This window comes from Pseudomonas sp. SDI (genome assembly GCF_003105155.1).
Classification (GTDB): Bacteria; Pseudomonadota; Gammaproteobacteria; order Pseudomonadales; family Pseudomonadaceae; genus Aquipseudomonas.
The window spans coordinates 1-24,884 of the sequence record NZ_QETK01000038.1 but is presented as its reverse complement, the minus strand read 5'-3'; the positions used below and the strand labels follow the sequence as shown (position 1 = coordinate 24,884).

The window sequence follows — 24,884 nt, the reverse complement described above, 5'->3', positions numbered from 1 at the left end:
CCTGGTGCCGTGCTTAGAGAAGCGCTACAGGCTTTAAATTGAAGAGCTGAATAGCTGAGCAGAGTGAGGCAAGCAATGACTGAACACGTTCAAGTCGGTGGCCTTCAGGTCGCCAAAGTCCTGTTCGACTTCGTGAATAACGAAGCCATTCCCGGAACCGGCGTCAACGCCGAACAGTTCTGGATCGGGGCGGAAAAGATCATCAACGACCTCGCTCCAAAGAACAAAGCCCTGCTGGCCAAACGTGACGCACTGCAGGCGCAGATCGACGCCTGGCACCAGGCGCGCAAAGGTCAGGCCCACGATGCTTCGGCTTACAAAGCCTTCCTTCAGGAAATCGGTTATCTGCTGCCAGAAGTAGCGGACTTCCAGGTCTCCACGCAAAACGTCGACGACGAAATCGCCCGCATGGCCGGCCCGCAGCTGGTGGTACCGGTGATGAACGCGCGTTTCGCCCTGAACGCTTCCAACGCCCGCTGGGGTTCGCTGTATGACGCGCTGTATGGCACCGATGCCATCAGCGAAGAAGGCGGCGCCGAGAAAGGCAAAGGCTACAACAAGGTCCGTGGCGACAAGGTCATTGCCTTCGCCCGCGCCTTCCTCGACGAATCGGCGCCACTGGCTGCCGGCTCCCACGTCGACGCCACCCGCTACAGCATCGCCGACGGCAAGCTGGTAGTCAGCCTCAAGGGCGGCAGCAACAGCGGCCTGCGTGACGACGCACAACTGATCGGTTACCACGGCGACGCCGCCGCACCGACCGCCGTGCTGCTCAAACACAACGGCCTGCACTTCGAAATCCAGGTCGATGCCAGCACCCCGGTCGGCCAGACCGATGCCGCCGGTGTCAAAGACGTGCTGATGGAAGCTGCGCTGACCACCATCATGGATTGCGAAGACTCGGTCGCCGCAGTCGATGCCGACGACAAGGTAGTGATCTACCGCAACTGGCTGGGCCTGATGAAGGGCGACCTGTCGGAAAGCGTCAGCAAGGGCGGTCAGACCTTCACCCGCACCATGAACCCGGACCGCGAGTACACCGCGCCAAACGGCGGCAAGGTGACCCTGCACGGCCGTTCGCTGCTGTTCGTGCGTAACGTCGGCCACCTGATGACCATCGACGCGATCCTCGACAAGGATGGCAACGAAGTGCCGGAAGGCATCCTCGACGGCCTGGTCACCAACCTGGCGGCGATCCACAACCTCAACGGCAACACCAGCCGCAAGAACAGCCGTAGCGGCTCCGTGTACATCGTCAAACCGAAGATGCACGGCCCGGAAGAAGCGGCGTTCACCAACGAGCTGTTCGGCCGCATCGAGGATGTGCTGGGCATGAAGCGCAACACCCTCAAGGTCGGCATCATGGACGAGGAGCGCCGTACCACGGTCAACCTCAAGGCCTGTATCGAAGCGGCCAAAGAGCGTGTGGTGTTCATCAACACCGGCTTCCTCGACCGTACCGGCGACGAGATCCACACCTCCATGGAAGCTGGCGCCGTGGTGCGCAAGGGCGCCATGAAGACCCAGAAATGGATCGGCGCCTACGAGAACTCCAACGTCGACATCGGCCTGGCCGCTGGCCTGCAAGGCCGGGCGCAGATCGGTAAAGGCATGTGGGCAATGCCCGACCTGATGGCCGACATGCTGGTGCAGAAGATTGCCCACCCGCTGGCGGGTGCCAACACCGCCTGGGTCCCATCGCCAACCGCGGCGGCGCTGCATGCGCTGCACTACCACAAGGTTGACGTGTTCGCCCGTCAGGCCGAGATCGCCAAGCGTGCGCCGGCTTCGGTCGACGACATCCTGACCATCCCGCTGGCAGCCGACACCAACTGGTCCGAGGAAGAGATCCGCAACGAGCTGGACAACAACGCCCAGGGCATCCTTGGCTACGTTGTGCGCTGGATCGACCAGGGCGTGGGTTGTTCGAAAGTGCCGGACATCAACGATGTCGGCCTGATGGAGGACCGTGCCACCCTGCGGATTTCCGCCCAGTTGCTGGCCAACTGGCTGCGTCACGGCATCGTCAGCGAAGCGCAGGTGCTGGAAAGCCTCAAGCGCATGGCACCGGTGGTGGACAAGCAAAACGCCAACGACCCGCTGTACCGCCCGCTGGCCCCCGACTTCGACAACAACATCGCCTTCCAGGCGGCGGTCGAACTGGTAGTCGAAGGCACCCAGCAGCCAAACGGCTACACCGAGCCCGTGCTGCACCGTCGTCGCCGCGAGTTCAAGGCGCGTAACGGGCTGTAAGGCTTAGGGCCCGTCCGCTCCCACAGAATCTCCTGTGGGAGCGGCGATGCGGCGACCCGACTCGTCCCGCGATAACGGCCTATTTGATCCCCAGTTCCTTGCGCACCAAGCCCACCAACTTCTCCACATCCACCGGCTTGAGCAGAAAATCCACCACGCTCAGGTGCATCGCCTCGATGGCGTCTTTCACATCGGCATCGCCCGACACAATGATGATCGGCAACGCCGCCTTGTCCGATTCACGAATCTGCCGGATCAGCTCTAGCCCGTTCAACGGCGCCATGCGCAAGTCGGTCACCAGCACGCCAATCCGCCGGTCGCGATTCAGCCGCTGCAACGCCTCCGCCACCCCGCCGGCGGTCACACAGGCCACACCACGGCTGTCCAGATACGCTGCCAGGCTTTCGCGGGACTGCTCGTCGTCGTCCACAATCAGCACTTTCAACGGCGCAGCCGGTGGCGCCGTGACGTTCGCCAATGCCTCACGCTCCGCTTCGCTCAGGATGTCTTCGTGATCGGACATGGCCGTCTCATCGTCATTGACCCGCAAAATGTCCTTGAATCAAGTTCAGACCGCATTCCGTCTGCACGCAATCCGCCGTTCGTCGGCTAATTGACGGCGTCCACTTTAGACTTACGTCCAATGGGCACTGCGCCCCCTGCGGCCGACCATGAAGGCCGAGAACAACAAGGTCGGTCGCCCTGTGCCGACAACAAAGACGCGGTAGTGCTATGAGCAAGATGGACGCCTTCACCCAGGCCGGGAAAACTGCAGTGATGCAGAACATCCATGGGACCATGCAGTTCCTGCAACGCTTTCCTCCCTTTAATCAGATGGAAAACGCCCACCTGGCGTACCTGGTTGAACAGTGTCAGTTGCGCTTCTACGCCGCCGACGAAAGCATCATCAAACCGGCCGACGGGCCCGTCGAGCACTTCTACATCGTCAAGCAGGGCCGCGTGGTCGGCGAGCGCACCCATGTGGTCAAGGGCGGCACCGAAACCACCTTCGAAATCACCTGCGGCGAATGCTTCCCGCTGGCGGCACTGCTCGGCGAGCGCGCCACCCGCACCGAACACCTGGCGGCCGAAGATACGTTCTGCCTGCAACTGAACAAGGCTGCGTTCATCCGCCTGTTCGCCCTTTCCGAGGCGTTTCGCGACTTCGCCCTGCGCGGGGTCAGCAGCCTGCTCGACCAGGTCAACCAGCAAGTCCAGCGCCGCGCTGTGGAAACCCTCGGCAACCAGTATTCGCTGAACACCCGCCTGGGCGAGCTGGCCATGCGTCATCCGGTGGTGTGCAGCCCGGACACCTCGGTGCGCGAAGCCGTAGGGCTGATGCACGAGCAGCAGGTCGGCAGCATCGTCATCGTCGATCCGCAGCGCGCGCCGCTCGGCATCTTTACCCTGCGCGACCTGCGCCAGGTAGTGGCCGACAGCAGCACCGACTTCGCTGCGCCGATTGCCGCGCACATGACCGCGAAGCCGTTCCACCTGAGCCCACAGCACAGCGCCTTCGACGCGGCCATCGCGATGACCGAGCGGCATATCGCCCACGTCTGCCTGGTAGAGGATCAACGCCTGTGTGGCGTGGTTTCCGAGCGCGACCTGTTCTCCCTGCAACGGGTCGACCTGGTACACCTGGCCCGCACCATCCGCCACGCACCACGCGTGGAACAACTGGTGGCACTGCGCGGCGAGATCGGCCAGTTGGTGGAGCGCATGCTGGCCCACGGCGCCTCGTCGACGCAGATCACCCACATCATCACCCTGCTCAACGACCACACCGTGTGCCGGGTGATCGAGCTGGCGATCCAGGACAAGGGCGACCCCGGCGTGCCGTTCAGTTGGCTGTGTTTCGGCAGCGAAGGCCGCCGCGAACAGACCCTGCACACCGACCAGGACAATGGCATCCTCTTCGAAGCCCGCGACGCCGCGCATGCCGCCGAGATTCGCGGGCGCCTGCTGCCGCTGGCCCAGCACATCAACCAGGGCCTGGCACAGTGCGGCTTCAGCCTGTGCAAGGGCAACATCATGGCCGGCAACCCCGAGCTGTGCCTGTCGCGTGCCGAGTGGGCCCGGCGCTTCGCCGCGTTCATCCGCGAAGCGACCCCGGAGAACCTGCTGGCCTCCAGCATCTATTTCGACCTGCGGGTGGTCTGGGGCGAAGAGCAGGCCTGTGAGCAACTGCGCCACAGCATCCTCCAGCAGGTGGCCGACAACCGCCTGTTCCAGCGCATGATGGCCGACAACGCGCTGCGCCAGCGGCCGCCGGTGGGGCGCTTCCGCGAGTTCGTGCTGACCCGCCAGGGCAACGACAAGGCCGCCACCCTCGACCTCAAGGTGCAGGGCCTGACCCCCTTCGTCGATGGTGCGCGGCTGCTCGCGCTGGCCAACGGCATCAGCGCCAACAACACCCTGGAGCGCCTGCGCGAGCTGGTCAACCGCGAGGTGATCGACCCGCTCGACGGCGGCGCCTATGAGGAAGCCTACCAGTTCATCCAGCAGACACGCATGCAACAGCACCAGTTGCAGACGCGGCAGAACCAGCCCTACTCCAACCGTGTCGACCCGGACAGCCTGAACGATCTGGACCGGCGCATCCTTCGCGAATCCCTGCGCCAGGCCCAGCGCCTGCAAAGCAGCCTGGCCCTGCGGTACCAGCTATGAGCCTGTTTACCTGGTTGCGCCCCAACCAGCCGCTGTTGAATGATGCGCAGCGCCAGCAGTTGGCCCAGTTGCCGGCACCGGCCGAATTTAGCGAGCAGAGCCTGCGTGCGCAGCGCTGGGTGGTGCTCGACCTGGAAACCAGTGGCCTGAACGTCAACCGCGACCAGGTGCTGTCGATTGGCGCGGTGGTGATCGAAGACGGCGCCATCGACTTCGCCCAGCAGTTCGAACGCACCCTGCACCGCCACGACCACAAGACCGGCCCCAGCGTGCTATTGCACGGCCTGGGACCAAGCGCGATCGCCGCCGGCTGCGACCCGGCCGAGGCCTTGCTGGCGTTCATGACCTTTGTCGGCGACAGCCCGTTGCTGGCCTTTCATGCCGGCTTCGACCAGCGCATGCTGGCCCGCGCGCTGAAAGACAGCCTCGGCTACAAGCTGCAGCATCCGTTCCTCGATGTCGCCGAACTGGCGCCGCTGCTCAACCCGGCGGTGGTCCTGCGCGATGCCGGGCTGGACGACTGGACCGCGTATTTCGGCCTACAGGCGGCCGAACGCCATCACGCCAGCGCCGACGCACAAGTGACCGCAGAACTGGCACTGATCCTGTTCAGCCAGGCTCGCCGGCAGCAGCTCGACAGCCCACGGCTACTGGAGCAGCGCCTAGGCAACTGGCGCAGAAGACGGCAGATGAGCCACAGCTTCTAAGCACACCTCCTGCACGCGCCGATGAGCGTTAATTGCACAGATTCCTACGCTCTGCGACAATCGCGAATAATTCTCGTTATTTAACGAATCTTTTTCGGGGAACGCCTTGTCGTCTGTGCAAAGCCCACACAGCGAGCTGGTCGGTGCGCTGTACCGTGACCATCGCAGCTGGCTGCTCGCCTGGCTGCGGCGCAGTATTGCCTGCACGCACCGCGCCGAGGACTTGAGCCAGGACACCTTCGTGCGCCTGCTCGGCCGCGACGCACTGACGACGCCGCGCGAACCGCGGGCGTTGCTGGCGGCAATCGCCAAGGGCCTGCTGTTCGATCACTTCCGCCGCAGCGCGCTGGAGCAGGCGTACCTCGCCGAGCTGCAACGGGTGCCGGAAGCCGAGCAGCCCTCGCCGGAAGCGCAGCACCTGATCCTCGAAGACCTCAAGGCCATCGACCGCCTGCTCGCCAGGCTGTCGAGCAAGGCCCGCGCCGCATTCCTCTATAACCGCCTCGACGGCCTCGGCCATGCCGAGATTGCCGAGCGCCTCGGTGTGTCGGTATCACGTGTGCGCCAGTACCTCGCCCAGGGCATGCGCCAGTGTTATGTGGCGCTGTATGGGGAGCCGACGTGAGCAGTTTCAACGCCAAACCGGTGTCGGCCTCGGTGCTCGATGCGGCGATTGCCTGGCAGTTGTGCCTGGACGCCGGCAGCGGCAGCGAAGCCGAGCGCGACGAGTTCGCCCGCTGGCACGCCGCCGATGAAGAGCACGCGCGCGCCTGGAGGCAGCTGGGCATGGTCGATCAGCGCTTCGCGGCGGCCGCCGGGCCGGCACGCCAGGCGTTCCTGCAGTCGCGCGCCGGTTTGCGCCGACGGGTGCGCAAGCTCGGCAGCGGGCTGGCCAGTATCGTGCTGGTGGGCGGGCTGCTGAGCTGGCTGGGCGCGCAGCCGTCGCTCGGCTACTGGCTGGCCGACCAGCGCACCGCCACCGGTGAGCAGCGTAGCTTGCGCCTGGCCGACGGCACCCTGATCAGCCTGAACACGCATTCTGCGGTAGATGTGCGCTTCAGCGAGAAGGAACGCCTGATCGTGCTGCACGAGGGCGAGATTTCCATCGAGACCGGGCACAAGGACGACCGACCGTTCGTCGTCGCCACCAGTGATGGGCGCCTGCGTGCGCTGGGCACACGCTTCCTGGTGCGCCTGGAGGACGACGGCACGCGCTTGAGCGTGTTGCAGTCGGCGGTGGCCGCCAAACCGCAGGCCAGCGGCGACGAGCAGATCCTTCACGAAGGCCAGCAGGTGCTGATGAGCCATGACCGGCTGGGCCAGGTGAACAGCCTGACGCAAGGCGCCGACGCCTGGACGCGCGGCATGCTGGTGGTCGACAACGTGCGGCTGGATCAGCTGGTGGCCGAGCTGGGGCGCTATCGCAGCGGTTACCTGGGCGTGGCGCCGGAGGTGGCGGGTTTGCGCATCACCGGCAGTTTCCCGCTCAAGGATACCGACCTCGCACTGAAGTCGCTGTTGCCGACCCTGCCGGTGCAGGTGCAGCAACATACGCCGTGGTGGACGACGGTGGTGGCGCGTAGCGATACACCTTGAGGGCCCATCGCGGCCCCTCTTTCCAACCAATAAAAATATTTCTCATCAGCCCTGACACTTTTCATTTCTCGCTCGGCAAGGAGGCTAGTAAGCACATATTCCGTCGAGGACCCGCATGCCCCGCTCAATCGAAAGCTTCCTGCGTCCCAGCCTGCTGGCCATGGCCATCGCCATTGCCGCGCCTCTGGCCAGCACCCCGCTGATCGCCGCCGAAACCGCCGGCAACCTGCGTAGCTACAACCTGCCAGCCGCGCCATTGGCCACCACCCTGAACCAGATCGCCTCCCAGGCCGGCATTGCCCTGGCCCTGGACCCGCGCCTGGCCAACGGGCGTACCTCGGCACCGGTGCAAGGCCAATACGACGGCGTCGGCGCCCTGCAAGCGGCCCTGCGCGGCACCGGCGTGCAACTGCAGCAAAGCAGTGCCGGCACCTACAGCCTGGTCGCCACCCCGGAGGGCAGCTTGGCCCTGCCGGAAACCAGCATTAGCGCCAGCACCAGCCCCAGCGAAGGCACTGCCGAGGCAGGTTATCGGCTAGAGAACGTACGAAATGTCGGGGCGCTGGGCGCGATGAAGCTTCAGGACACGCCTTACTCGATGAGCGTGGCCTCGCAGGAATTTCTGAAAAACACCCAGGCCACCACCCTTGACGAGGTGTTCAAGCGTAACCCGGCGACCCAGCTGTTCGCCCCGAAAAGCGCTGGCTATGCCAGTGCGGTGAGCGTGCGTGGCTTCAGCGGCGCCGGCAACCTGAACATCGCCAACGACGGTCTGCGTTTCAGCACCAATGCCGATGCCGGCAACTTCATCGAAGACACCGAGCAGTTGGAAATCATCACGGGCCTCACCGGCTTTCTCTATGGCCCGGCACAGCCCGGCGGCTTGGCCAACTATGTGCTGAAGCGACCCACCTACACACGCTACAACAGCGTTACCCTGGGCAACGCTGGCGGCGAAAATTACTACCTGCATGGCGACTTCGGCGGCCCGCTCGACTCAGAAGGCCAGTTCGCCTATCGCCTGAACCTGCTGAGCCAAGATGGCGAAACTGCCATCGATCTGCAAAAACGTCGCCGCCAGATGATCAGCCTCGCGCTCGACTGGAACGTCAGCGACGACCTGCTGGTGCAGTTCGATGCCTCGCACCGAAAAACCCAAATGCGCGGCCTCAGCAGCTACTGGTATGTACCGCCAGGGGTAGAGCGGCCAAGCGCCTCGTCGCTGAAGAACGACAAGCTCTATAGCCAGAAATGGTCGTTCTCCGACAACCAAACCGACAAGGCTGGCGTTCGCGCCAACTGGCGCCTGAACGACGTATTCACCCTGCGCGGTGCCTTTGCGGCGCAGCAATACACTGACGAATACACCTACACCGGACCGACGCTGACCAGCGCCACGACCTACACCCAGCCGATCTATGCCTTCGCGCCAACCGATACCGAAGAGAAGTCCGGCTATCTGTTCCTCGACGCGGCTTTCCAGACCGGCTGGCTCGATCACAAGATGACCCTGGGTTACCAGGGCAACACCGTCCGCACCAAACAACACGAAGACCACATCCCGTTCCCGGGGCCGCAATACACCTCGCCGGTGGGTGATATTTCCCTCGGCGAACGTCCGCAGGTGGAAAAGCCGGGCTACTCCATCGGCCATGGTGACAAGCGCCTGGCCAACAGCGCCGAGAGCAACAACTTCCTGCTGGGCGACATCATCACCTTCAACGAGCAGTGGTCGACAATCCTGGGCGTCACCCAGACCCAGATCAAGAGCTACGCTAACGAGTTCGTCTACACTGCGCCGTTTGGTAAACCCGAGACGGAAACCAAGTACAACAAACACAAAACATCGCCGAACATCTCGCTCATCTACAAGCCGATGCCGTGGCTGACCACCTACGCGACGTACATCGAAGGCCTGCAAGCCGGCGGTGTTGCCCCTAACGATGCGCTGAACGCCGGACAGGCACTGGCGCCACAGGTGAGCGAGCAGTATGAAATCGGTGCCAAAGCGACCGTGGGCGAGACATTGCTGACCCTCGCCTTCTTCAACATCGACAAACCCAATAACTACAAAAACAGCCTGGGCCTCTACACCCAGGACGGCCGCCAGGAAAACAACGGCATGGAGTTCAGCGTGACCGGCAAGGTCGTGCCGGCGCTCACCGTAGTCGGTGGGGTTACCCTGATCGATGCGAAAATCAAGAAAACGGCGATTGCCGCCAACGAGGGTAACGCCCCGACCAACGTCGCCAAGCAACTGGCCAAGGTCTACGCCGAATATGACCTGGACGCCCTGCCCGGTTTCGCCCTGACCGGCGGTGCGTTCTATACCGGCAAGCAGTACTCGGACGAGGCCAACCACGACAGCCTGCCCTCCTTCACCACCTTCGATGCCGGTGCTCGCTACAAGCTGCACGTTGCCGACAACAACCTGACCTTGCGCGTCAACCTCAGCAACCTGAGCAACAAGGAATACTGGCTCAACAGCTTCTACCTGGGCGACCCGCGCACGGTAGCGTTCTCGGCTCAGCTGGAATTCTGATCCGCCTGTTCATCTGCGAGGCCGGACACGGTCCGGCTGTTCGCTTTCCTGTGTGTTGACCTATGCAAGCCAAAACCATTCGTCGCTGGTCCTTCGTCCACACCTGGACCAGCCTGATCTGCACCCTGTTCCTGCTGTTGCTGGCGGTTACCGGGTTGCCGCTGATCTTCCACCATGAAATCGACCACCTGCTGGGCGACGCGCCCGAGCTCAAGGTGCTGCCGGCCGATACCCCTCGGCTGGACCTCCAGCAACTGGTACTCAACGCCCAGGCCCACCGTCCGGGCGAAGCGATGCAGTACGTTGGCTGGGACGAGGACGACCGCAACGGCGTGATCGCGATCATGGCCGCCACGGCCGCTACCGAGCCGAATGCCTCGCACACCTTCATGCTCGATGCACGTACCGGCGAAGTCGTGGAAATGCCCTCGGCCAATGGCGGCTTCATGCTGACCATGCTGCGCTTGCACGTCGACCTGTTTGCCGGCTTGCCGGGCAAGTTGCTGCTGGCGTTCATGGGCCTGCTGTTTGTCGTGGCGATCATTTCCGGGGGGGTGCTGTATGCGCCGTTCATGCGCCGGCTGGACTTTGCCACGGTGCGCCACGACAAGTCGCGGCGCCTGCGCTGGCTCGACCTGCACAACCTGATCGGCATCGTCACCCTGACCTGGGCGCTGGTGGTGGGGCTGACCGGGGTGATCAGCGCACTGTCCGACCTGGTGATTGCCGCCTGGCGCAACGACAGCCTGACCGCGATGGTTGCGCCATACCGCGACGCGCCGCCGCTGAGCGAACTGGCCCCGGTGAGCCGGGTGCTCGACATCGCCGCCGAGGCTGCGCCAGGGATGCAGCCGGACTTCATCGCCTTCCCGGGGACACGCTTCTCCAGCGAGCACCATTACGCGGTGTTCATGAAGGGCAGTACGCATTTGACGGCGCACCTGCTGACCCCGGTGTTGATCGATGCGCGCACGCTGGCGGTGACCGCCGTGGGTGAGCGACCGTGGTACATGGATGCGATGGGCCTGTCGCAGCCGCTGCACTTTGGCGACTACGGCGGCCGGCCGATGCAGATCCTCTGGGCGCTGCTGGATGTGCTGACGATCATCGTGCTGGCTAGCGGCGTGTATCTGTGGTGGGTCCGGCGGCGGGCGGCGGTGCCGGCCGTGGAGATGACGCGATGAAGCTCTGGAAGGTCTTTGGGCCACCCTGTGTGATCGGCCTGCTGGGGGCGGCGGGGTTGTTTGCGGCGCTGCTCGGCGATGGCGGCTGGGATGCCCTGGCCTGGCTGGGGCTGGGCTTGCCGGTGTGGTTCAGCCTGCGCGGGTTTGTACCGGCCGCCAGATAGTCAGCGCGGGACGAGTCGGCGACCCGACTCGTCCCGCGACAGCGGTCTGTCAGTCAGCCAGCTTCGGCAGGCACTCGTCCAGCCGCTGGTACAACGCACTGCCACTCGGCCAGTTACGCAGCAACCGCGCCCGGTCGCGGGCGAACGCCTGGGCAAAGCTCAGTTGCGTCGCATGCTGACACATCGCATCCAGGTCAATCAGCGACCACTGCCCGTCCTGCCAGAACAGGTTGTGGCCCTTCATGTCGCCATGGCTGATGCGTTCATGAATCAGTTGCCCCAGCAGCGCCTGCAACGCCTGCAACTGCTCCGGCGGCACCTCGCCACTGTCCACGTACGGCGCAAAACAGGCGATCAGGTCCGGCCCGTCGGCATACTCGGTCACCAGGTACGCGCGGCTGCGCAAGCCAAGAAAACGCAGTTCCTGCACCGCCAACGCCTTCGGCGTGGCAATCCCAAGAAACTCCAGCCGGTGCCCCTCGATCCACGAATGCCAGGCCCGGCTTGGGCGCCAGAAGCGCTTGAGCCAGTGCGCGGTGTTCTTGATGTTGTAACGCTTGAGCACCAACGGCCGCCCCTGCACCTCGACCTTGGCCACGCTTGCCGCGCCGCCGGTCTTGAACAGGTGCCCCTGGTCGATCAGCGTATCGGCCTGGGCCAGCACCGGCCGCATCGCCGCCACTTCGCTACGCCGAATCGACCGCAACCCGGACGCACCACGCTCGACGCTGAACAGCGTGCACTCGCGCCCGGCTTTCTCCAGGTAATCCTTCAGGCGCCAGCTGCGCACCTTGTCGACCTGCTTCTGCAAGGCCTCCAGCGGCAACGCATGCTCGGCGTTGGCCAGCAGGTAATGCACCAGCAACTCTTCGATGAACGGTTCCAGGCGCTTGGGCAACTGGGCAAAGAACACCCCGAGGTTGTGCAGCACCTGTTGCCGCGACAAGGGCTGGCCAGGGGTCTCGACCTTGATCCCGGCGCCGTCGATCAAATACAGCTGACCGTTGTGGCGCAGCAGGTTGTCCAGGTGCAGGTCTTCCTGCCAGAGGCCCTTGGCATGCATCTGCGCCACCGCGTTGAGCGCCTCGCCCAGCACCGCCTGCTGCGCATCGGCCAGCGCGGGCAGCTGCTCCACCGCAGCCCAGGCATCCGCCAGGCTTTCGGCGTGTTCGAGAAACTCGAACAGCAACCAGCCGCCCTCGCCTTCGCGCAAGCCATCGGCCAGCAGCAGCGGCGTGGTCAGGCCCTGCTCGGCCAGCAGGCGCACACCGGCCAGCTCGCGCTGGAAATGTTTCGCGGCGCTGCTGCCAACCAGCAATTTGGCCAGCACCGGCTTGCCGCGCCAGACCCCGGCACCGACATAACGCTGCCCCGGCAATACCCGCAGCAGGCTCAACAGTTGCAGTTCGGCACTGCCAGCCGCATCGGCCAAGGTAATGCTCAACGGTAGTTGCGGGCTGCGCCCAGCGCTCTTGAGTTCAGACAAACGCATCAGCGGGCCTCTTTTTCACGACGGCGACGCAGCAGGCGCTGCAACCAGGTGTCCACCAGCGGGCTGTCCGCCGGTTGTTCCAGGTAGGCCGACAACAACAGGCGCACCTCCGACTCGCTCCAGTGCGGCGCACGGCGCAGCAGCGGCTCAAGGTCCTTGAGCCGATCGCGCATGCCGAACAGCAGCGGACGGGTCTTTTCCAGGTCGATCAATTGCGCTTGCCAGCCCTTGCTGCCATCACGCAGGAAAATATGCTTGGGGTAGAAGCAGCCATGCACCTGGCCGGCCGCATGCACCGTGCGCCCCAACTGGCCACAGGCGCGCAGGATGCCCTGGCGCTGTTCCAGGCTCAGCGTCGGCCACTGTCCAAGCAAGTGCTCAAGGTCGCTCCAGTCGTCCAGTGCGCGGGTGATGAGGATCGCCCGGCGCTCGCCGGCAATCGTCCGCTCGCCGTAGTACACCGCCTGCAAGGCCGGAATCTGCAGCTTCTGGTACCGGCTGATATTGCGGAACTCGCGGGCGAAGGTCGGCTCGCCGAACGGCCGGTGCAGGGTGCGGGTGAGGTAATCGCTCTGGCGCTTGAGGTAGTACCCCTTGCCCTCCAGCTCCAGGCGATAGACGCTGCTCCAGCCACCGCGACCGGTGTTGGGTTCGTCTACCGCGTCCAGCTGCAGCGCCCAGAGCTGCTCGAACCCCTCCAGACCATGGCGTTCGAGCAGCGCACGCTCGGCGCTGGCGAGAAAATCAGTCATTCACGTCCCTCGAAAAACGTCACGACATGCCGGATACGCCGCTTGTCCGACGCATTCAACCGCTCGCGCCGACGATACTGCAAATAGAAGCGCAGGCGCTGGGTGGCCGACAGGTGATACTTGGCCACCTTGTCCAGGCAGGCCAAGTCCTTGGTAATGCGGTAGCGCAGCATGAAGCTGACCCAGAAATCCCCGGTCGGGCAGTCGATGAAGAAGATCGTGCCCTGGTCATCGACCAGCAGGTTGCGCCATTTCAAGTCGTTGTGGGTGAAATGGTGATCGTGCATCACCCGTGTGTGACGGGCGATCTGCTGGCTGACATGGGCGACCCAGCGGGGGTCGGACAGCCGCGCATCGTTGCGCTCGGCCAGCGCCGAGAGGTCCTCGGTGCGCGGCAGTTCGCGCGTGATCATCGCCCCACGGCCGAAGGCGACGCCGTTGCGCTCCAGGCCACAGGCCACCACTTCGGCGGTGGGGATGTCCCACTTGGCGAACTGCTTGAGGTTCTGCCATTCGGCCTTGATTCGTGGCCGACCGATGTAGCGACGCAGGCCCTTGCCGGCGCCGGTGTAGCGTTTGACGTAATAGTTGACCCCGTCACGCTCGACGCGAATCACTTCGCTCAGCGGGTCGTGGGTCAGGCGCTCGCCCTTGAGGGCAAACACTGCTTCCAGGCTGCCAAAATCATGCGCCAGGGCCGCGTACTTCGGCTCCAGTGTCCAACCCGCCATCAGAGCGCATCCCCATACCGTTGTTTACGCGCGTAGAGCTTCTGTGCCTTGCCCTCCAGCCAGCGCAACAGGCTGGCCTCCTCGGCCAGCACCTGGCGCAGCGGCTGCTGGAAGTAGCCACGCAGGAAGCGCAGCTTGTCGCGCCGGGTCAGGCCGATGTCCAGCGCCGAGAAATACAGTGCGGCCAGGTCCTTGTCACGCCAGCGCCGGGAAATCGTCGGGCGGGTCTGCGCGCGGTGCAGGTCGATCAGCGAAAGCTTGAAGTCGTCCGCCGTCACCGGCTTGTCGGTGTGCAGCAGGAAGTGGCAGATGTAGCAGTCGCGGTGGTTGACCCCGGCACGGTGCATGGTGCCGACCATGCGCGCCACTTCGGCGACCAACGCACGCTTGAGGCGTGGCGCAGGCGGCTGCTTGAGCCAGTCGATGCTGTAGTCTTCGAGGCTGACGGTCGGCGCCAGCTCTTCGGTGACGATGAACGAATGCTGCTGCGCCGGGTTGCTGCCGCGCTCGCCGAAAGCGACCGCCGTCATGGTCGCTACGCCGGCCTCATGCAGGCGCTCCAGCGCCTGCCACTCCTGGCCGGCACCGAGTACCGGCAGCTTGGCGGTGGTGAGGTTCTTGATGATCTCGCCCCAGCCGATGCCACGGTGGATCTTGACGAAATAGCCACGCCCCTCGACTTCGGTGCGCAGGGTACGGCGACCTTCCAGCTCGCGGTACACCTGGCCTTGCAGGGCTTCGACGGCCGCAAAGGCATCCTGCCCGGCCCACAGTCGTTTGAACGGTTCAGCCAGAATCAGTTTCATGCACTCTCCTGCGCCAGGATCACATCCGCAGCGTGCTGCGGCATGCTGTACAGATCGGCGCTGTCGGCAAACGCCAGGCCATTGCGGGCCCAGTCGGCCCGCGCGGCGTTGTCTTCGAGCATCCGTTGCAGGTAGCGGTTGAGCTGCTCCTGCTCGAACGGCTCGTCGAGCACCAGGCCACTGTCGGCCTCGGCAATGTAATGGGCATAACCGCAGACCGCCGAGACCAGCACCGGCAAGCCGGCGACCAGTGCTTCGAGCAGCACCGTGCCGGTGTTCTCGTTGTAGGCCGGGTGGATCAGCAGGTCGGCACCGAGCAGGAAGCGCGGAATATCGCTGCGGCCCTTGAGGAACTGCACCTGCTCACCCAGCCCCAGTGCTGCGCTTTGCAGCTGGAAGACCTTCGGGTCGTCCTGGCCGATGACCATCAGCCGGGTGCGCTTGCGCAACGCCGACGGCAGCGCGGCCAGGGCCTTGAGGCTGCGGTCGACGCCTTTGGTCTTGAACCCGGAACCAATCTGCACCAGCAGCAGTTCGTCGTCGCCCAGGCTGAACTCACGGCGGAACTCGGCGCGGATCTCGGCGGCGTTGGCCGGGGCCCGGCGGTCCTGGGAAATCCCCGGCGGCAGCAGGTGGAAACGCTCCAGCGGGGTGTCGTAATGCTTGATGAACAGCGGCTGCTGGACTTCCGAGATCATCAGGATCTGGGTCTTGGCCTCCTTGGCGAACACGGCCCGCTCGTACTCGGCGAAGTGCCGGTAGCGGCCCCAGCGACGGTACAGCGAGTGGCGCAGGGTTTGCGCCTTGTCTTCGAAGCAGCCGTCGGCGGCATAGTACACATCCAGTCCGGGCATCTTGTTGAAGCCGATCAGGCGGTCGACCGGGCGCTTGGCCAGGTCCGCTTCCATCCAGGCGCTGAGCTTTTCGTTACGGCGGTGGTTGAACAGCGCCTTGACCGGCGCCACCAGCACTTCGAAGCCGGGCGGCACCTCGCCTTCCCAGATCAGGGTATAGACGCGGATCTGGTGCCCACGGGCCTGGCACTCCAGCGCGATGCGCATGAAGTCGCGCTGCAGGCCGCCGAAGGGGAAATACTTGTAGAGCACAAAGGCCAGTTGCATCAACGAACATCCTCAGCCCGCAGCAACGCGCTCAACTGGCTCGCTACACGCTCGGGATTCAGGCGAGTGAAGCACAGCGGCCACTCGCGTTTGAGATCGAACCGGCGCTGGTCCTCGGCGCTCGGTTTATAGGTACATTTCTTCTGCAGGCACGGCGCGCAGGCGAAATCGCTGGCCAGGTGCACCTGCGATTTGCCGTAGGCGCCGGTCAGCCCCGGGTTGGTCGGGCCGAACAGTGACAGGGTCGGCACGTCCAGTGCCGCCGCCAGATGGCCGAGGCCGGTGTCCACCGCCACGCAGGCCTTGGCCGAGGCCAGCACCCGGCCGACCCCCGCCAGGTTCAACTTGGGCAGCACCTTGGCGTGCGGCAAGCCCTGGGCGATGCGTTCGGCGCGGGCCTTCTCCTGCGGGTTGCCCCACGGCAGGCAGATATGCAGCCCGGCCGCCCCCAGGCGCTCGGCCAACTGACGCCAGTACAGCTCGGGCCAGTGCTTGGTGTCCCAGGTGGTGCCATGCAGGAACACCACGTAAGGCGCGACCGCGATGCTTTCCAGGCGGCTGCGGTCCAGGCAGTAGTCGCCCAGGCCCGGCGGCAGGTCGTAGCCCAGGGCCAGGGCGAACAGCTGGCGCACCCGCTCCACTGCATGCTGGCCACGGGCTACCGACAGGCGCCGGTCATAGAAACGGCTGGCCAGCCCTTCGCGCGCCGAATAGCGGTCGAGCCCCGCCACCGGGGCCTTGACGTAACGGGTCAGCCAGGCGCTTTTCACCAGGCCCTGGGCGTCGATCACCAGGTCGTAGTGCTGCTCGCGCACGCGCTGCTTGAACTGGCGCCATTCGCCGCTCTTGAGGGTTTGCCAGAGGTTCTTGCGCCAGCGCCGGATGGCCACCGGGATCACCCGGTCGACCGCCGGATGCCAGCTGGGGATCTCGGCGAAGCCCTCTTCGACCACCCAGTCGAAACGAATGCCGGGGATCATCCGGGCGGCGTCGGTCAGCGCCGGCAGCGCGTGGATCACATCGCCCAGGGAAGTGGTCTTGATCAGCAGTACCCGCAACTTAATCGACCTCGGCCATGACATCGACCAGCGACGGCCCATCGAGCCGCTGCAACGCCGCGGCAACCGCCTCGGGTTCCAACTGGCGCAGGCAGTTGTAGTGGCCGAACCGGCAGGTGCGGTCGAAGCACGGGCTGCATTCCAGGCCCAGGCGCACCACTTCGACCTGATCGGCCAGCGGCGGGGTGAAGCCCGGCGAGGTGGAGCCGTACACCGCCACCAGCGGCCGGTTCAACGCGGCGGCCACGTGCATCAGGCCGGAATCGTTGGACACCACCGCGTCGCTGCACGACAGCAGGTCGATGGCCTCGGCCAGCGAGGTTTCACCGCTGAGATTCGTCGCCTCTTCGCGCAGGCCGGGGATCAGCCGGGCACGGATCGCCTCGCCGACCGCGTGGTCGTTCTTCGAGCCGAACAGCCACACCTGCCAGCCTTCGCGGATCTTGATCTCGGCGACCTTGGCGTAATGCTCCGACGGCCAGCGCTTGGCTTCGCCGAACTCGGCGCCGGGGCACAGGGCCAACACCGGGCGGTCCAGGCTCAAGCCGAACTTGGCCAGCGCAGCGTCGCGGCTGGCCGCTTCGATCTGCAGGCTCGGCCGTGGGTACGGTTTCGGCAGGTCGGCGCCCGGCTCATAGGCCAGGGCCATGAAGCGCTCGATCATCAGCGGATAACGCGCCTTGTCCAGCGTGCGCACGTCGTTGAGCAGGCCGTAGCGCAGTTCGCCACGCCAGCCGGTGCGCTGCCTGATACCGGCAAAAAACGGCACCAACGCCGATTTCAGCGAGTTGGGCAGCAGGATCGCCTGGTCGTACTGGCCGGCCAGCGACTTGCCGATGCGTCGGCGCGTCGCCAGTTCCAGCGCGCCGTGGCCGAGCGGAAAGCTCAAGGCCTGGCGCACTTCGGGCATGCGTTCGAGGATCGGCCGGCTCCACTCGGGGGCCAGCACATCGATCACGCACTCGGGATGACGCTGTTTAAGGACCTGGAACAGCGTCTGGGCCATTACCATGTCGCCCACCCAGCTGGGCCCAATGATCAAAATTCTCATGCTTTATCCAGAAACGATCAGGGAGGCTGCAGCCTGTTGTACCAACAGCCTGGCCTCCCCTCTTTATAGTCAGGCTTGATTGCGACCAGTGTACGCCACTTCGTCAATGGCTGTAGTCGTGGCGGCTCCCTGCCGCCTGCATCGCCTGCGCGTTGCTCAGCTCAGTTTCAGCTCAACCCCAGTTCGGTCCAGATCCGCCGGACATCGCGGCGTTCGCTGGCGAACTGCCCGGCATCGATCACCCCGGCCTGTTTCTGCAAGGCCTGGCGGTGCGCCGCCGAACGGAACGCCTTGTACACCTCGCGTAACAAAACCGCGTCGCTGGCCGGCATCAGCCCAGCCCCCTCGAGCTCTTCGAGGATGCGAATGTTGTCGGTCCAGCGCAACAGCGCCGGGTGCGCATGGGACCAGGCCAGGGCGGCGTATTGCACCATAAATTCAATATCGACGATACCACCGGCATCCTGCTTGATATCGAAGGCGACGCCGGGCTCGAAGGCGTTCGCCGCGGTGCCTGCCGCCGTGACCTTGGTGCCGAGGTTGTCGCGCATCTTGGCGCGCATCTCGCTGACCTCCTGCTGCAGCTTGGCGAGGTCGCGCGGCTGGCCAAGCACCCGCGCGCGCACGCCTTCGAAGGCAGCGCCCACCTGCTTGCAGCCGACCAGCACACGGGCGCGCACCAGGGCTTGATGCTCCCAGGTCCAGGCCTCGTTCTGCTGGTAGCGCTCGAAGGCGCCGAGCGAACTGACCAGCAGCCCCGAGGCGCCGGACGGGCGCAGGCGCATATCGACGTCGTAGAGCTGGCCGGAGTTGGTCTGGGTGGTCAGCAGGTGAATGATCCGCTGACCCAGGCGGGTAAAGAACTGTGCGCTGTCGATCGGCTTGGCGCCGTCGGTTTCGGCCTGCGGGTCGCCGTCGTGGATAAACACCAGGTCGAGGTCCGAGCCATGCCCCAGCTCGATGCCGCCGACCTTGCCGTAACCGATGATGACGAAGCCCGGATCGCACAGGCTGCCGTCACTGCGCTTGGGCTGGCCGTGGCGGGCCACGGTTTGCCGCCAGGCCAGGGCCAGCACCTGGTCGAGGATGGCTTCGGCCAGCCAGGTCAGGTAGTCGCTGACTTTCATCAGCGGCAGGCTGCCGGCGATTTCCGAGGCGGCCACGCGCAGGCTGTGGGCCAGCTTGAAGTGACGCAGGGCTTCCATCTGCTGTTCGAGGTCGTCCTCGGGGATCCGCGTCAGCCGCTCGCGCAGCTCGGCGGCCAGTTCCGGCGCCAGCGGCGGGCTGAACAGCCGGCCTTCGTTAAGCAGCTCGTCGAGCAGCAGCGGGAAGCGGGTGATCTGTTCGGCGATCCATGGGCTCGCCGCGCACAGGGTCAGCAGCCGGCGCAGCGCTCCGGGGTTTTCCGTGAGCAGCACCAGGTACGCCGAACGTCGCGCCACGGCTTCCACCAGGGGCAACACGCGCTCCAGCACCAGGTCCGGGTCGGCATGTTCGACGGCCTGCGCCAGCAACCGTGGAATAAAGGCATCGAGGCGCTCGCGGCCGAGGCGCTGCATGGCCCGCAGTTGTGGGCTGGCGCGCAGGCCGGCAAGTTGCTTGAGGGCCTTGGCTGCATCGGCAAAGCCGGCAGCGGCCAGCTGGCGGCAGGCCGCCTCCTCGTGCTGGGCTTCCTCCCATAAAGGCAGCCATTCGCCGCCAACCACCACTTCGCCGTCTTCGGCCTCGTCTTCGTCGGGGTCGGCGATCACCTGGCGGAAATGCCAGTCGATGCGCCCGCGCCAGTGCATCAGTTGTGCATGGAAGCTGCTCCAGTCGGCAAAACCAAGCATGAAGGCGATGCGCGCGCGGTCCAGTTCGTCATCCGGGAGCATCTGCGTCTGGCGGTCGGCGATGGCTTGGATGGCGTGCTCGGTATAGCGCAGGAACTCATAGCCCTCGCGCAGCTCGGCGATCACCGCTGGCGGCAGGTAGCCCTGGCCTTCGAGGGTTGCCAGCACCTTGAGCAGCGGCCGCTGCTGCAGGCTCAGGTCGCGCCCGCCGTGGATCAGTTGGAACGCCTGGGCAATGAACTCGACCTCGCGGATACCGCCGGCACCGAGCTTGATGTTGTCGGCCATGCCCTTGCGCCGGACTTCCTGCTGGATCAGCTGCTTCATGGTGCGCAGCGCCTCGATCGCCGAGAAATCCAGGTAACGCCGGTAGACGAACGGGCGCAGCATGTCCTGTAACTGCGCGCCGCTGGCCTGATCGCCGGCCACCACCCGCGCCTTGATCATCGCGTAGCGTTCCCAGTCGCGGCCCTGGTCCTGGTAATACTGCTCCAGTGCATTGAAGCTGAGCACCAGCGCGCCGGCCGAACCGTAGGGGCGCAGGCGCATGTCGACGCGGAACACGAAGCCGTCGACGGTGATCGGGTCAAGCGCCTTGATCAACCGCTGGCCGAGCCGGGTGAAGAATTCCTGGTTTTCCAGCGAACGCTTCACGCCCTGGGTTTCGCCGCCTTCGGGGTAGGCGAAGATCAGGTCGATGTCCGACGACAGGTTCAGTTCCACCGCGCCCAGCTTGCCCATGCCCAGCACCACCATGTGCTGCGGCTCGCCGCTGCGATGCCCGGTGGGCGTGCCGAACTGGGCGCACAAGCGCGGGTACAGCCATTGATAGGCCTGGTCGATAGCCGCGTCGGCGAGGTCGGAGAGATCGCGGCAGGTCTGGATCAGGTCGGCCTGGCGGGTCAGGTCGCGCCAGATGATCCGCACCTGTTGCCGGGTACGCTGGCGGCGCAGGTTGCGCGCCAGTTCGTCTTCAGTAGTGGCCGCCTGCGCGGCAGCGGCCACCTGCGCGCACAGCTCGCCAGCGCCGAACGGCCGGTCCAGCTCGCCACTGGCCGCCAAGTCGAGCAGCATGGCCGGGTCGCGCACGCTCTGCTCGAGGACGAACTCACTGGCCGCCGCCACCCGGTCGAACGCGGCCCAGCGCGCCGCGCTCCAGTCGTCCAGGCTCAGCCCTTCGGCGCTGGCGACGGCATTGCGCAGCGCTTGGGCGTTGCGTCCGACCAAGGGTTGCAGGGTATCTGGCAGTTCGGCCAGCAGAGGCAGGCTCATGGTCTATCCTTGATCGGCGGGAATGGGGAGGCGACGACATTGCGCGGGAACCGGAGCACCGGTTGGACTGTCGTACAAAAGTTAGAAATAGCTGAAATCAAGGAATCTCTGGTAGAAACCATTACGGAAACCCTTTTCTAAACTGGTTTTTAACCACCAGTATCGTTTTTTCCCACAACCCGAATCGAGGCCACGAGCCTTTTTTGTGTAGTTTTACTACTGCTTTTTTACTGTCAACGCATGTATTACCGATTGATTTGTAGTAAAACTACACGCCGCCGGGACAACCTCCGGTAATCCAAGAATTTCATGTCGTCTGCCCAAAAGGCCAGTCGCAAACTCAGGCAACCGATTCTGGAAGCCTTTCCGCCCTGGAGCAAGCCATGCAAGACCTCGATCCCGTCGAAACCCAGGAATGGCTGGACGCCCTGGAGTCGGTTCTCGACAAAGAAGGCGAAGACCGCGCTCACTACCTGATGACCCGCATGGGCGAGCTGGCCACCCGTAGTGGCTCCCAGCTGCCGTATGCGATCACCACGCCATACCGCAACACGATTCCCGTCACCCACGAAGCACGCATGCCTGGCGACCTGTTCATGGAACGCCGTATTCGCTCGTTGGTTCGCTGGAACGCGTTGGCCATGGTCATGCGTACCAACCTGAAAGACTCGGACCTGGGCGGCCACATCTCCAGCTTCGCCTCCAGCGCCACCCTGTATGACATCGGCTTCAACTATTTCTTCCAGGCCCCGACCGAAGAACACGGCGGCGACCTGATCTACTTCCAGGGTCACGCATCGCCAGGCGTCTACGCCCGTGCGTTCATGGAAGGCCGCATCACCGAAGACCAGATGAACAACTTCCGTCAGGAAGTCGATGGCAATGGTCTGTCGTCCTACCCGCACCCATGGCTGATGCCTGATTTCTGGCAGTTCCCGACCGTTTCGATGGGTCTGGGCCCGATCCAGGCGATCTACCAGGCGCGCTTCATGAAGTACCTGGAAAGCCGCGGCTACATCCCTGCAGGCAAGCAGAAAATCTGGTGCTTCATGGGCGACGGCGAGTGCGACGAGCCGGAATCCCTGGGTGCCATTTCGCTGGCTGGCCGCGAGAAGCTGGACAACCTGATCTTCGTCATCAACTGCAACCTGCAGCGCCTCGACGGCCCGGTTCGCGGCAACGGCAAGATCATCCAGGAACTCGAAGGCGTGTTCCGTGGCGGTGGCTGGAACGTCAACAAAGTGGTCTGGGGCCGTTTCTGGGACCCACTGCTGGCCAAGGACGTCGACGGTATCCTGCAACGTCGCATGGACGAAGTCATCGACGGCGAGTACCAGAACTACAAGGCCAAGGACGGCGCGTTCGTCCGTGAGCACTTCTTCAACACCCCAGAGCTCAAGGCCATGGTCGCCGACCTGTCCGACGACGAGATCTGGAAGCTCAACCGTGGCGGCCACGACCCGTACAAGGTCTATGCGGCGTACCACCAGGCGGTCAACCACAAGGACCAGCCTACCGTCATCCTGGCCAAGACCATCAAGGGTTACGGCACCGGTGCTGGCGAAGCCAAGAACACCGCGCACAACACCAAGAAGGTCGACGTCGACAGCCTGCGTCACTTCCGTGACCGCTTCGACATCCCGGTCAAAGACGAAGACCTGGAAAACCTGCCGTTCTTCAAACCGGAAGAAGGCAGCGCCGAAGCCCGTTACCTGAGCGAGCGCCGTACTGCCCTGGGTGGTTTCGTGCCACAGCGCCGGGCCAAGAGCTTCAGCATCCCGACCCCGCCACTGGAGACCCTCAAGGCGATCCTGGACGGCTCGGGCGACCGTGAAATCTCCACCACCATGGCCTTCGTGCGGATCCTCGCGCAGCTGGTCAAGGACAAGGAAATCGGCCAGCGCATCGTTCCGATCATCCCGGACGAAGCCCGTACCTTCGGTATGGAAGGCATGTTCCGCCAGCTGGGCATCTACTCGTCCGTCGGCCAGCTCTACGAGCCAGTCGATAAAGACCAGGTGATGTTCTACCGCGAAGACAAGAAAGGTCAGATCCTCGAGGAAGGCATCAACGAAGCCGGCGCCATGTCGTCGTTCATCGCCGCCGGTACCTCGTACTCGAACCACAACCAGCCGATGCTGCCGTTCTACATCTTCTACTCGATGTTCGGCTTCCAGCGTATCGGTGACCTGGCCTGGGCCGCTGGCGACAGCCGCACCCGTGGCTTCCTGATCGGCGGCACCGCCGGCCGGACCACCCTCAACGGTGAAGGCCTGCAGCACGAAGACGGTCACAGCCACATGCTGGCCGGGACCATCCCGAACTGCCGCACCTATGATCCGACCTACGGCTACGAGCTGGCGGTGATCATCCAGGACGGCATGAAGAAGATGACCGAAGAGCAACAGGACGTCTTCTACTACATCACCGTGATGAACGAAGCCTACACCCAGCCAGCCATGCCGGCCGGCGTCGAGGAAGGCATCATCAAGGGTATGTACCTGCTCGAAGAAGACACCCGCGACGCCGCACACCACGTGCAGCTGATGGGCTCGGGCACCATCCTGCGTGAAGTTCGCGAAGCCGCGAAGATCCTGCGTGAAGAGTTCAACATCGGCGCCGACGTGTGGAGCGTTACCAGCTTCAACGAACTGCGTCGCGACGGCCTGGCCGTTGAGCGCAGCAACCGCCTGAAGCCTGGCCAGAAGCCTCAGCTGACCTACGTCGAAGAGTGCCTGAGCGGCCGTAAGGGTCCGGTCATCGCCTCTACCGACTACATGAAGCTGTTCGCCGAACAGATTCGTCAGTGGGTGCCGAGCAAAGAGTTCAAAGTCCTGGGTACCGATGGCTACGGTCGCAGCGACAGCCGCAAGAAACTGCGTCACTTCTTCGAAGTCGACCGTCACTTCGTCGTGCTGGCTGCCCTGGAAGCCTTGGCTGACCGTGGTGAAATCGAACCTAAGGTTGTGGCCGACGCCATCACCAAGTTCGGTATCAACCCGGACAAACGCAACCCACTGGACTGCTGAGGAGTATTTTTAAGTGAGCGAACTCATTCGCGTACCTGACATCGGCAGCGGTGAAGGTGAAATCATTGAGCTGTTCGTCAAAGTTGGCGACCGCATCGAGGCCGATCAGAGCCTGCTGACCCTGGAGTCCGACAAGGCCTCCATGGAGATCCCGGCGCCGAAGGCCGGTGTGATCAAGTCGCTGAAGGTCAAGCTGGGCGACCGCCTGAAAGAAGGCGACGAACTGCTGGAACTGGAAGTCGAGGGCGCCGCTGCGGCGCCTGCGGCTCCAGCCGCAGCAGCCCCGGCTGCCGAAGAGAAACCTGCTGCCGCTCCGGCTGCAGCAGCGGCTCCGGCCCCGGCTGCAGCGCCTGCTGCGGCCACGGTGCAGGACATCCACGTGCCGGACATCGGCTCGTCGGGCAAGGCCAAGATCATCGAAGTGCTGGTCAAGGTTGGCGACACGGTCGAAGCCGACCAGTCGCTGATCACCCTGGAGTCGGACAAGGCCTCGATGGAGATCCCGTCTCCAGCCGCGGGCGTGGTCGAAGCCGTGATCGCCAAGCTGGACGATGAAGTCGGCACCGGCGACCTGATCATCAAACTGAAAGTGGCGGGTGCTGCGCCTGCCGCCGCGCCAGCTCC

19 protein-coding genes are annotated in these 24,884 nt (G+C 64.4%); 10 read left to right on the top strand and 9 right to left on the bottom strand.

Going from position 1 to position 24,884, the window contains the following annotated elements; genetic code table 11:
• Positions 1 to 75 precede the first annotated feature (75 nt).
• Positions 76 to 2,253: a malate synthase G gene (locus tag DCO48_RS20265; protein ID WP_116552388.1), complete on the top strand. Its 2,178-nt coding sequence runs from the start codon at positions 76 to 78 to the stop codon at positions 2,251 to 2,253.
• Between the two features lie 79 nt (positions 2,254 to 2,332).
• Here DCO48_RS20265 and DCO48_RS20260 read toward each other — a convergent pair whose 3' ends face one another.
• Entirely contained in the window at positions 2,333 to 2,776 is a 444-nt protein-coding gene (locus DCO48_RS20260; protein WP_116552387.1) for a response regulator, read from the bottom strand.
• 209 nt (positions 2,777 to 2,985) lie between these two features.
• Here DCO48_RS20260 and DCO48_RS20255 point away from each other — a divergent pair, with 209 nt between their 5' ends.
• The 7 genes from DCO48_RS20255 (at position 2,986) to DCO48_RS22780 (ending at position 11,116) form a co-directional block, all read left to right on the top strand.
• Positions 2,986 to 4,923 (top strand): DUF294 nucleotidyltransferase-like domain-containing protein, encoded by a 1,938-nt coding sequence (locus tag DCO48_RS20255; protein WP_116552386.1) that lies wholly within the window; start codon positions 2,986 to 2,988, stop codon positions 4,921 to 4,923.
• Positions 4,920 to 5,630 (top strand): PolC-type DNA polymerase III, encoded by a 711-nt coding sequence (locus DCO48_RS20250; RefSeq protein ID WP_116552385.1) that lies wholly within the window; start codon positions 4,920 to 4,922, stop codon positions 5,628 to 5,630. The genes DCO48_RS20255 and DCO48_RS20250 overlap by 4 nt, the downstream gene beginning before the upstream one ends.
• 106 nt (positions 5,631 to 5,736) lie before the next feature.
• Entirely contained in the window at positions 5,737 to 6,255 is a 519-nt protein-coding gene (locus DCO48_RS20245) for an RNA polymerase sigma factor (protein ID WP_116552384.1), read from the top strand.
• Complete coding sequence (locus DCO48_RS20240) at positions 6,252 to 7,226, top strand: FecR domain-containing protein (RefSeq protein WP_116552383.1); 975 nt, start codon at positions 6,252 to 6,254, stop codon at positions 7,224 to 7,226. Before DCO48_RS20245 ends, DCO48_RS20240 begins: the two co-directional genes overlap by 4 nt.
• A 115-nt stretch (positions 7,227 to 7,341) precedes the next feature.
• Positions 7,342 to 9,768 (top strand): TonB-dependent receptor, encoded by a 2,427-nt coding sequence (locus DCO48_RS20235; RefSeq protein ID WP_116552382.1) that lies wholly within the window; start codon positions 7,342 to 7,344, stop codon positions 9,766 to 9,768.
• A gap of 62 nt (positions 9,769 to 9,830) precedes the next feature.
• The gene (locus DCO48_RS20230) at positions 9,831 to 10,952 is read left to right on the top strand and encodes a PepSY domain-containing protein (RefSeq protein ID WP_116552381.1); all 1,122 of its coding nucleotides are present in this window, start codon (positions 9,831 to 9,833) and stop codon (positions 10,950 to 10,952) included.
• Positions 10,949 to 11,116 (top strand): hypothetical protein, encoded by a 168-nt coding sequence (locus tag DCO48_RS22780; RefSeq protein WP_165840809.1) that lies wholly within the window; start codon positions 10,949 to 10,951, stop codon positions 11,114 to 11,116. Before DCO48_RS20230 ends, DCO48_RS22780 begins: the two co-directional genes overlap by 4 nt.
• Before the next feature lie 49 nt (positions 11,117 to 11,165).
• Here DCO48_RS22780 and DCO48_RS20225 read toward each other — a convergent pair whose 3' ends face one another.
• From DCO48_RS20225 to glnE, 8 genes are all read right to left on the bottom strand, one after another.
• Positions 11,166 to 12,608 (bottom strand): lipopolysaccharide kinase InaA family protein, encoded by a 1,443-nt coding sequence (locus tag DCO48_RS20225; RefSeq protein WP_116552380.1) that lies wholly within the window; start codon positions 12,606 to 12,608, stop codon positions 11,166 to 11,168.
• On the bottom strand, positions 12,608 to 13,360 hold the full coding sequence (locus DCO48_RS20220; RefSeq protein ID WP_116552379.1) for a lipopolysaccharide kinase InaA family protein: 753 nt from the start codon (positions 13,358 to 13,360) through the stop codon (positions 12,608 to 12,610). Before DCO48_RS20220 ends, DCO48_RS20225 begins: the two co-directional genes overlap by 1 nt.
• Positions 13,357 to 14,091: a lipopolysaccharide kinase InaA family protein gene (locus DCO48_RS20215; protein ID WP_116552378.1), complete on the bottom strand. Its 735-nt coding sequence runs from the start codon at positions 14,089 to 14,091 to the stop codon at positions 13,357 to 13,359. The genes DCO48_RS20220 and DCO48_RS20215 overlap by 4 nt, the downstream gene beginning before the upstream one ends.
• Complete coding sequence (gene rfaP, locus DCO48_RS20210) at positions 14,091 to 14,897, bottom strand: lipopolysaccharide core heptose(I) kinase RfaP (protein WP_116552377.1); 807 nt, start codon at positions 14,895 to 14,897, stop codon at positions 14,091 to 14,093. The genes DCO48_RS20215 and rfaP overlap by 1 nt, the downstream gene beginning before the upstream one ends.
• Positions 14,894 to 16,018 carry a glycosyltransferase family 4 protein gene (locus tag DCO48_RS20205; protein WP_116552376.1) on the bottom strand — a complete coding sequence of 375 codons (1,125 nt, stop codon included), beginning with the start codon at positions 16,016 to 16,018 and terminating at the stop codon, positions 14,894 to 14,896. Before DCO48_RS20205 ends, rfaP begins: the two co-directional genes overlap by 4 nt.
• Positions 16,018 to 17,076, bottom strand: coding sequence for a lipopolysaccharide heptosyltransferase I (waaC, locus tag DCO48_RS20200; RefSeq protein ID WP_116552375.1), 1,059 nt, complete (start codon positions 17,074 to 17,076; stop codon positions 16,018 to 16,020). The genes DCO48_RS20205 and waaC overlap by 1 nt, the downstream gene beginning before the upstream one ends.
• 1 nt (position 17,077) lies before the next feature.
• Complete coding sequence (gene waaF / locus DCO48_RS20195; protein WP_116552374.1) at positions 17,078 to 18,127, bottom strand: lipopolysaccharide heptosyltransferase II; 1,050 nt, start codon at positions 18,125 to 18,127, stop codon at positions 17,078 to 17,080.
• 167 nt (positions 18,128 to 18,294) lie between these two features.
• Positions 18,295 to 21,231, bottom strand: coding sequence for a bifunctional [glutamate--ammonia ligase]-adenylyl-L-tyrosine phosphorylase/[glutamate--ammonia-ligase] adenylyltransferase (gene glnE / locus DCO48_RS20190; RefSeq protein WP_116552373.1), 2,937 nt, complete (start codon positions 21,229 to 21,231; stop codon positions 18,295 to 18,297).
• A gap of 383 nt (positions 21,232 to 21,614) precedes the next feature.
• On the opposite strand from glnE, the gene aceE reads away from it, so the two are divergent.
• Both aceE and DCO48_RS20180 read left to right on the top strand, forming a co-directional pair.
• A complete protein-coding gene (gene aceE / locus DCO48_RS20185; RefSeq protein WP_116552372.1) occupies positions 21,615 to 24,260 on the top strand; it encodes a pyruvate dehydrogenase (acetyl-transferring), homodimeric type in 2,646 nt (881 codons plus the stop codon).
• 13 nt (positions 24,261 to 24,273) lie between these two features.
• Positions 24,274 to 24,884 (top strand): biotin/lipoyl-containing protein (locus DCO48_RS20180; protein ID WP_305887847.1); only part of this gene is annotated, 611 nt, incomplete at its 3' end.

What these genes read in the sequence shown, in the direction of transcription:
- DCO48_RS20265 (WP_116552388.1), top strand. Translation starts at nt 76, where the DNA reads ATGACTGAACACGTTCAAGTCGGTGGCCTTCAGGTCGCCAAAGTCCTG.
- DCO48_RS20260 (WP_116552387.1), bottom strand. Translation starts at nt 2,776, where the DNA reads ATGTCCGATCACGAAGACATCCTGAGCGAAGCGGAGCGTGAGGCATTG.
- DCO48_RS20255 (WP_116552386.1), top strand. Translation starts at nt 2,986, where the DNA reads ATGAGCAAGATGGACGCCTTCACCCAGGCCGGGAAAACTGCAGTGATG.
- DCO48_RS20250 (WP_116552385.1), top strand. Translation starts at nt 4,920, where the DNA reads ATGAGCCTGTTTACCTGGTTGCGCCCCAACCAGCCGCTGTTGAATGAT.
- DCO48_RS20235 (WP_116552382.1), top strand. Translation starts at nt 7,342, where the DNA reads ATGCCCCGCTCAATCGAAAGCTTCCTGCGTCCCAGCCTGCTGGCCATG.
- DCO48_RS20230 (WP_116552381.1), top strand. Translation starts at nt 9,831, where the DNA reads ATGCAAGCCAAAACCATTCGTCGCTGGTCCTTCGTCCACACCTGGACC.
- DCO48_RS22780 (WP_165840809.1), top strand. Translation starts at nt 10,949, where the DNA reads ATGAAGCTCTGGAAGGTCTTTGGGCCACCCTGTGTGATCGGCCTGCTG.
- DCO48_RS20225 (WP_116552380.1), bottom strand. Translation starts at nt 12,608, where the DNA reads ATGCGTTTGTCTGAACTCAAGAGCGCTGGGCGCAGCCCGCAACTACCG.
- DCO48_RS20220 (WP_116552379.1), bottom strand. Translation starts at nt 13,360, where the DNA reads ATGACTGATTTTCTCGCCAGCGCCGAGCGTGCGCTGCTCGAACGCCAT.
- DCO48_RS20215 (WP_116552378.1), bottom strand. Translation starts at nt 14,091, where the DNA reads ATGGCGGGTTGGACACTGGAGCCGAAGTACGCGGCCCTGGCGCATGAT.
- rfaP (WP_116552377.1), bottom strand. Translation starts at nt 14,897, where the DNA reads ATGAAACTGATTCTGGCTGAACCGTTCAAACGACTGTGGGCCGGGCAG.
- DCO48_RS20205 (WP_116552376.1), bottom strand. Translation starts at nt 16,018, where the DNA reads ATGCAACTGGCCTTTGTGCTCTACAAGTATTTCCCCTTCGGCGGCCTG.
- waaF (WP_116552374.1), bottom strand. Translation starts at nt 18,127, where the DNA reads ATGAGAATTTTGATCATTGGGCCCAGCTGGGTGGGCGACATGGTAATG.
- glnE (WP_116552373.1), bottom strand. Translation starts at nt 21,231, where the DNA reads ATGAGCCTGCCTCTGCTGGCCGAACTGCCAGATACCCTGCAACCCTTG.
- aceE (WP_116552372.1), top strand. Translation starts at nt 21,615, where the DNA reads ATGCAAGACCTCGATCCCGTCGAAACCCAGGAATGGCTGGACGCCCTG.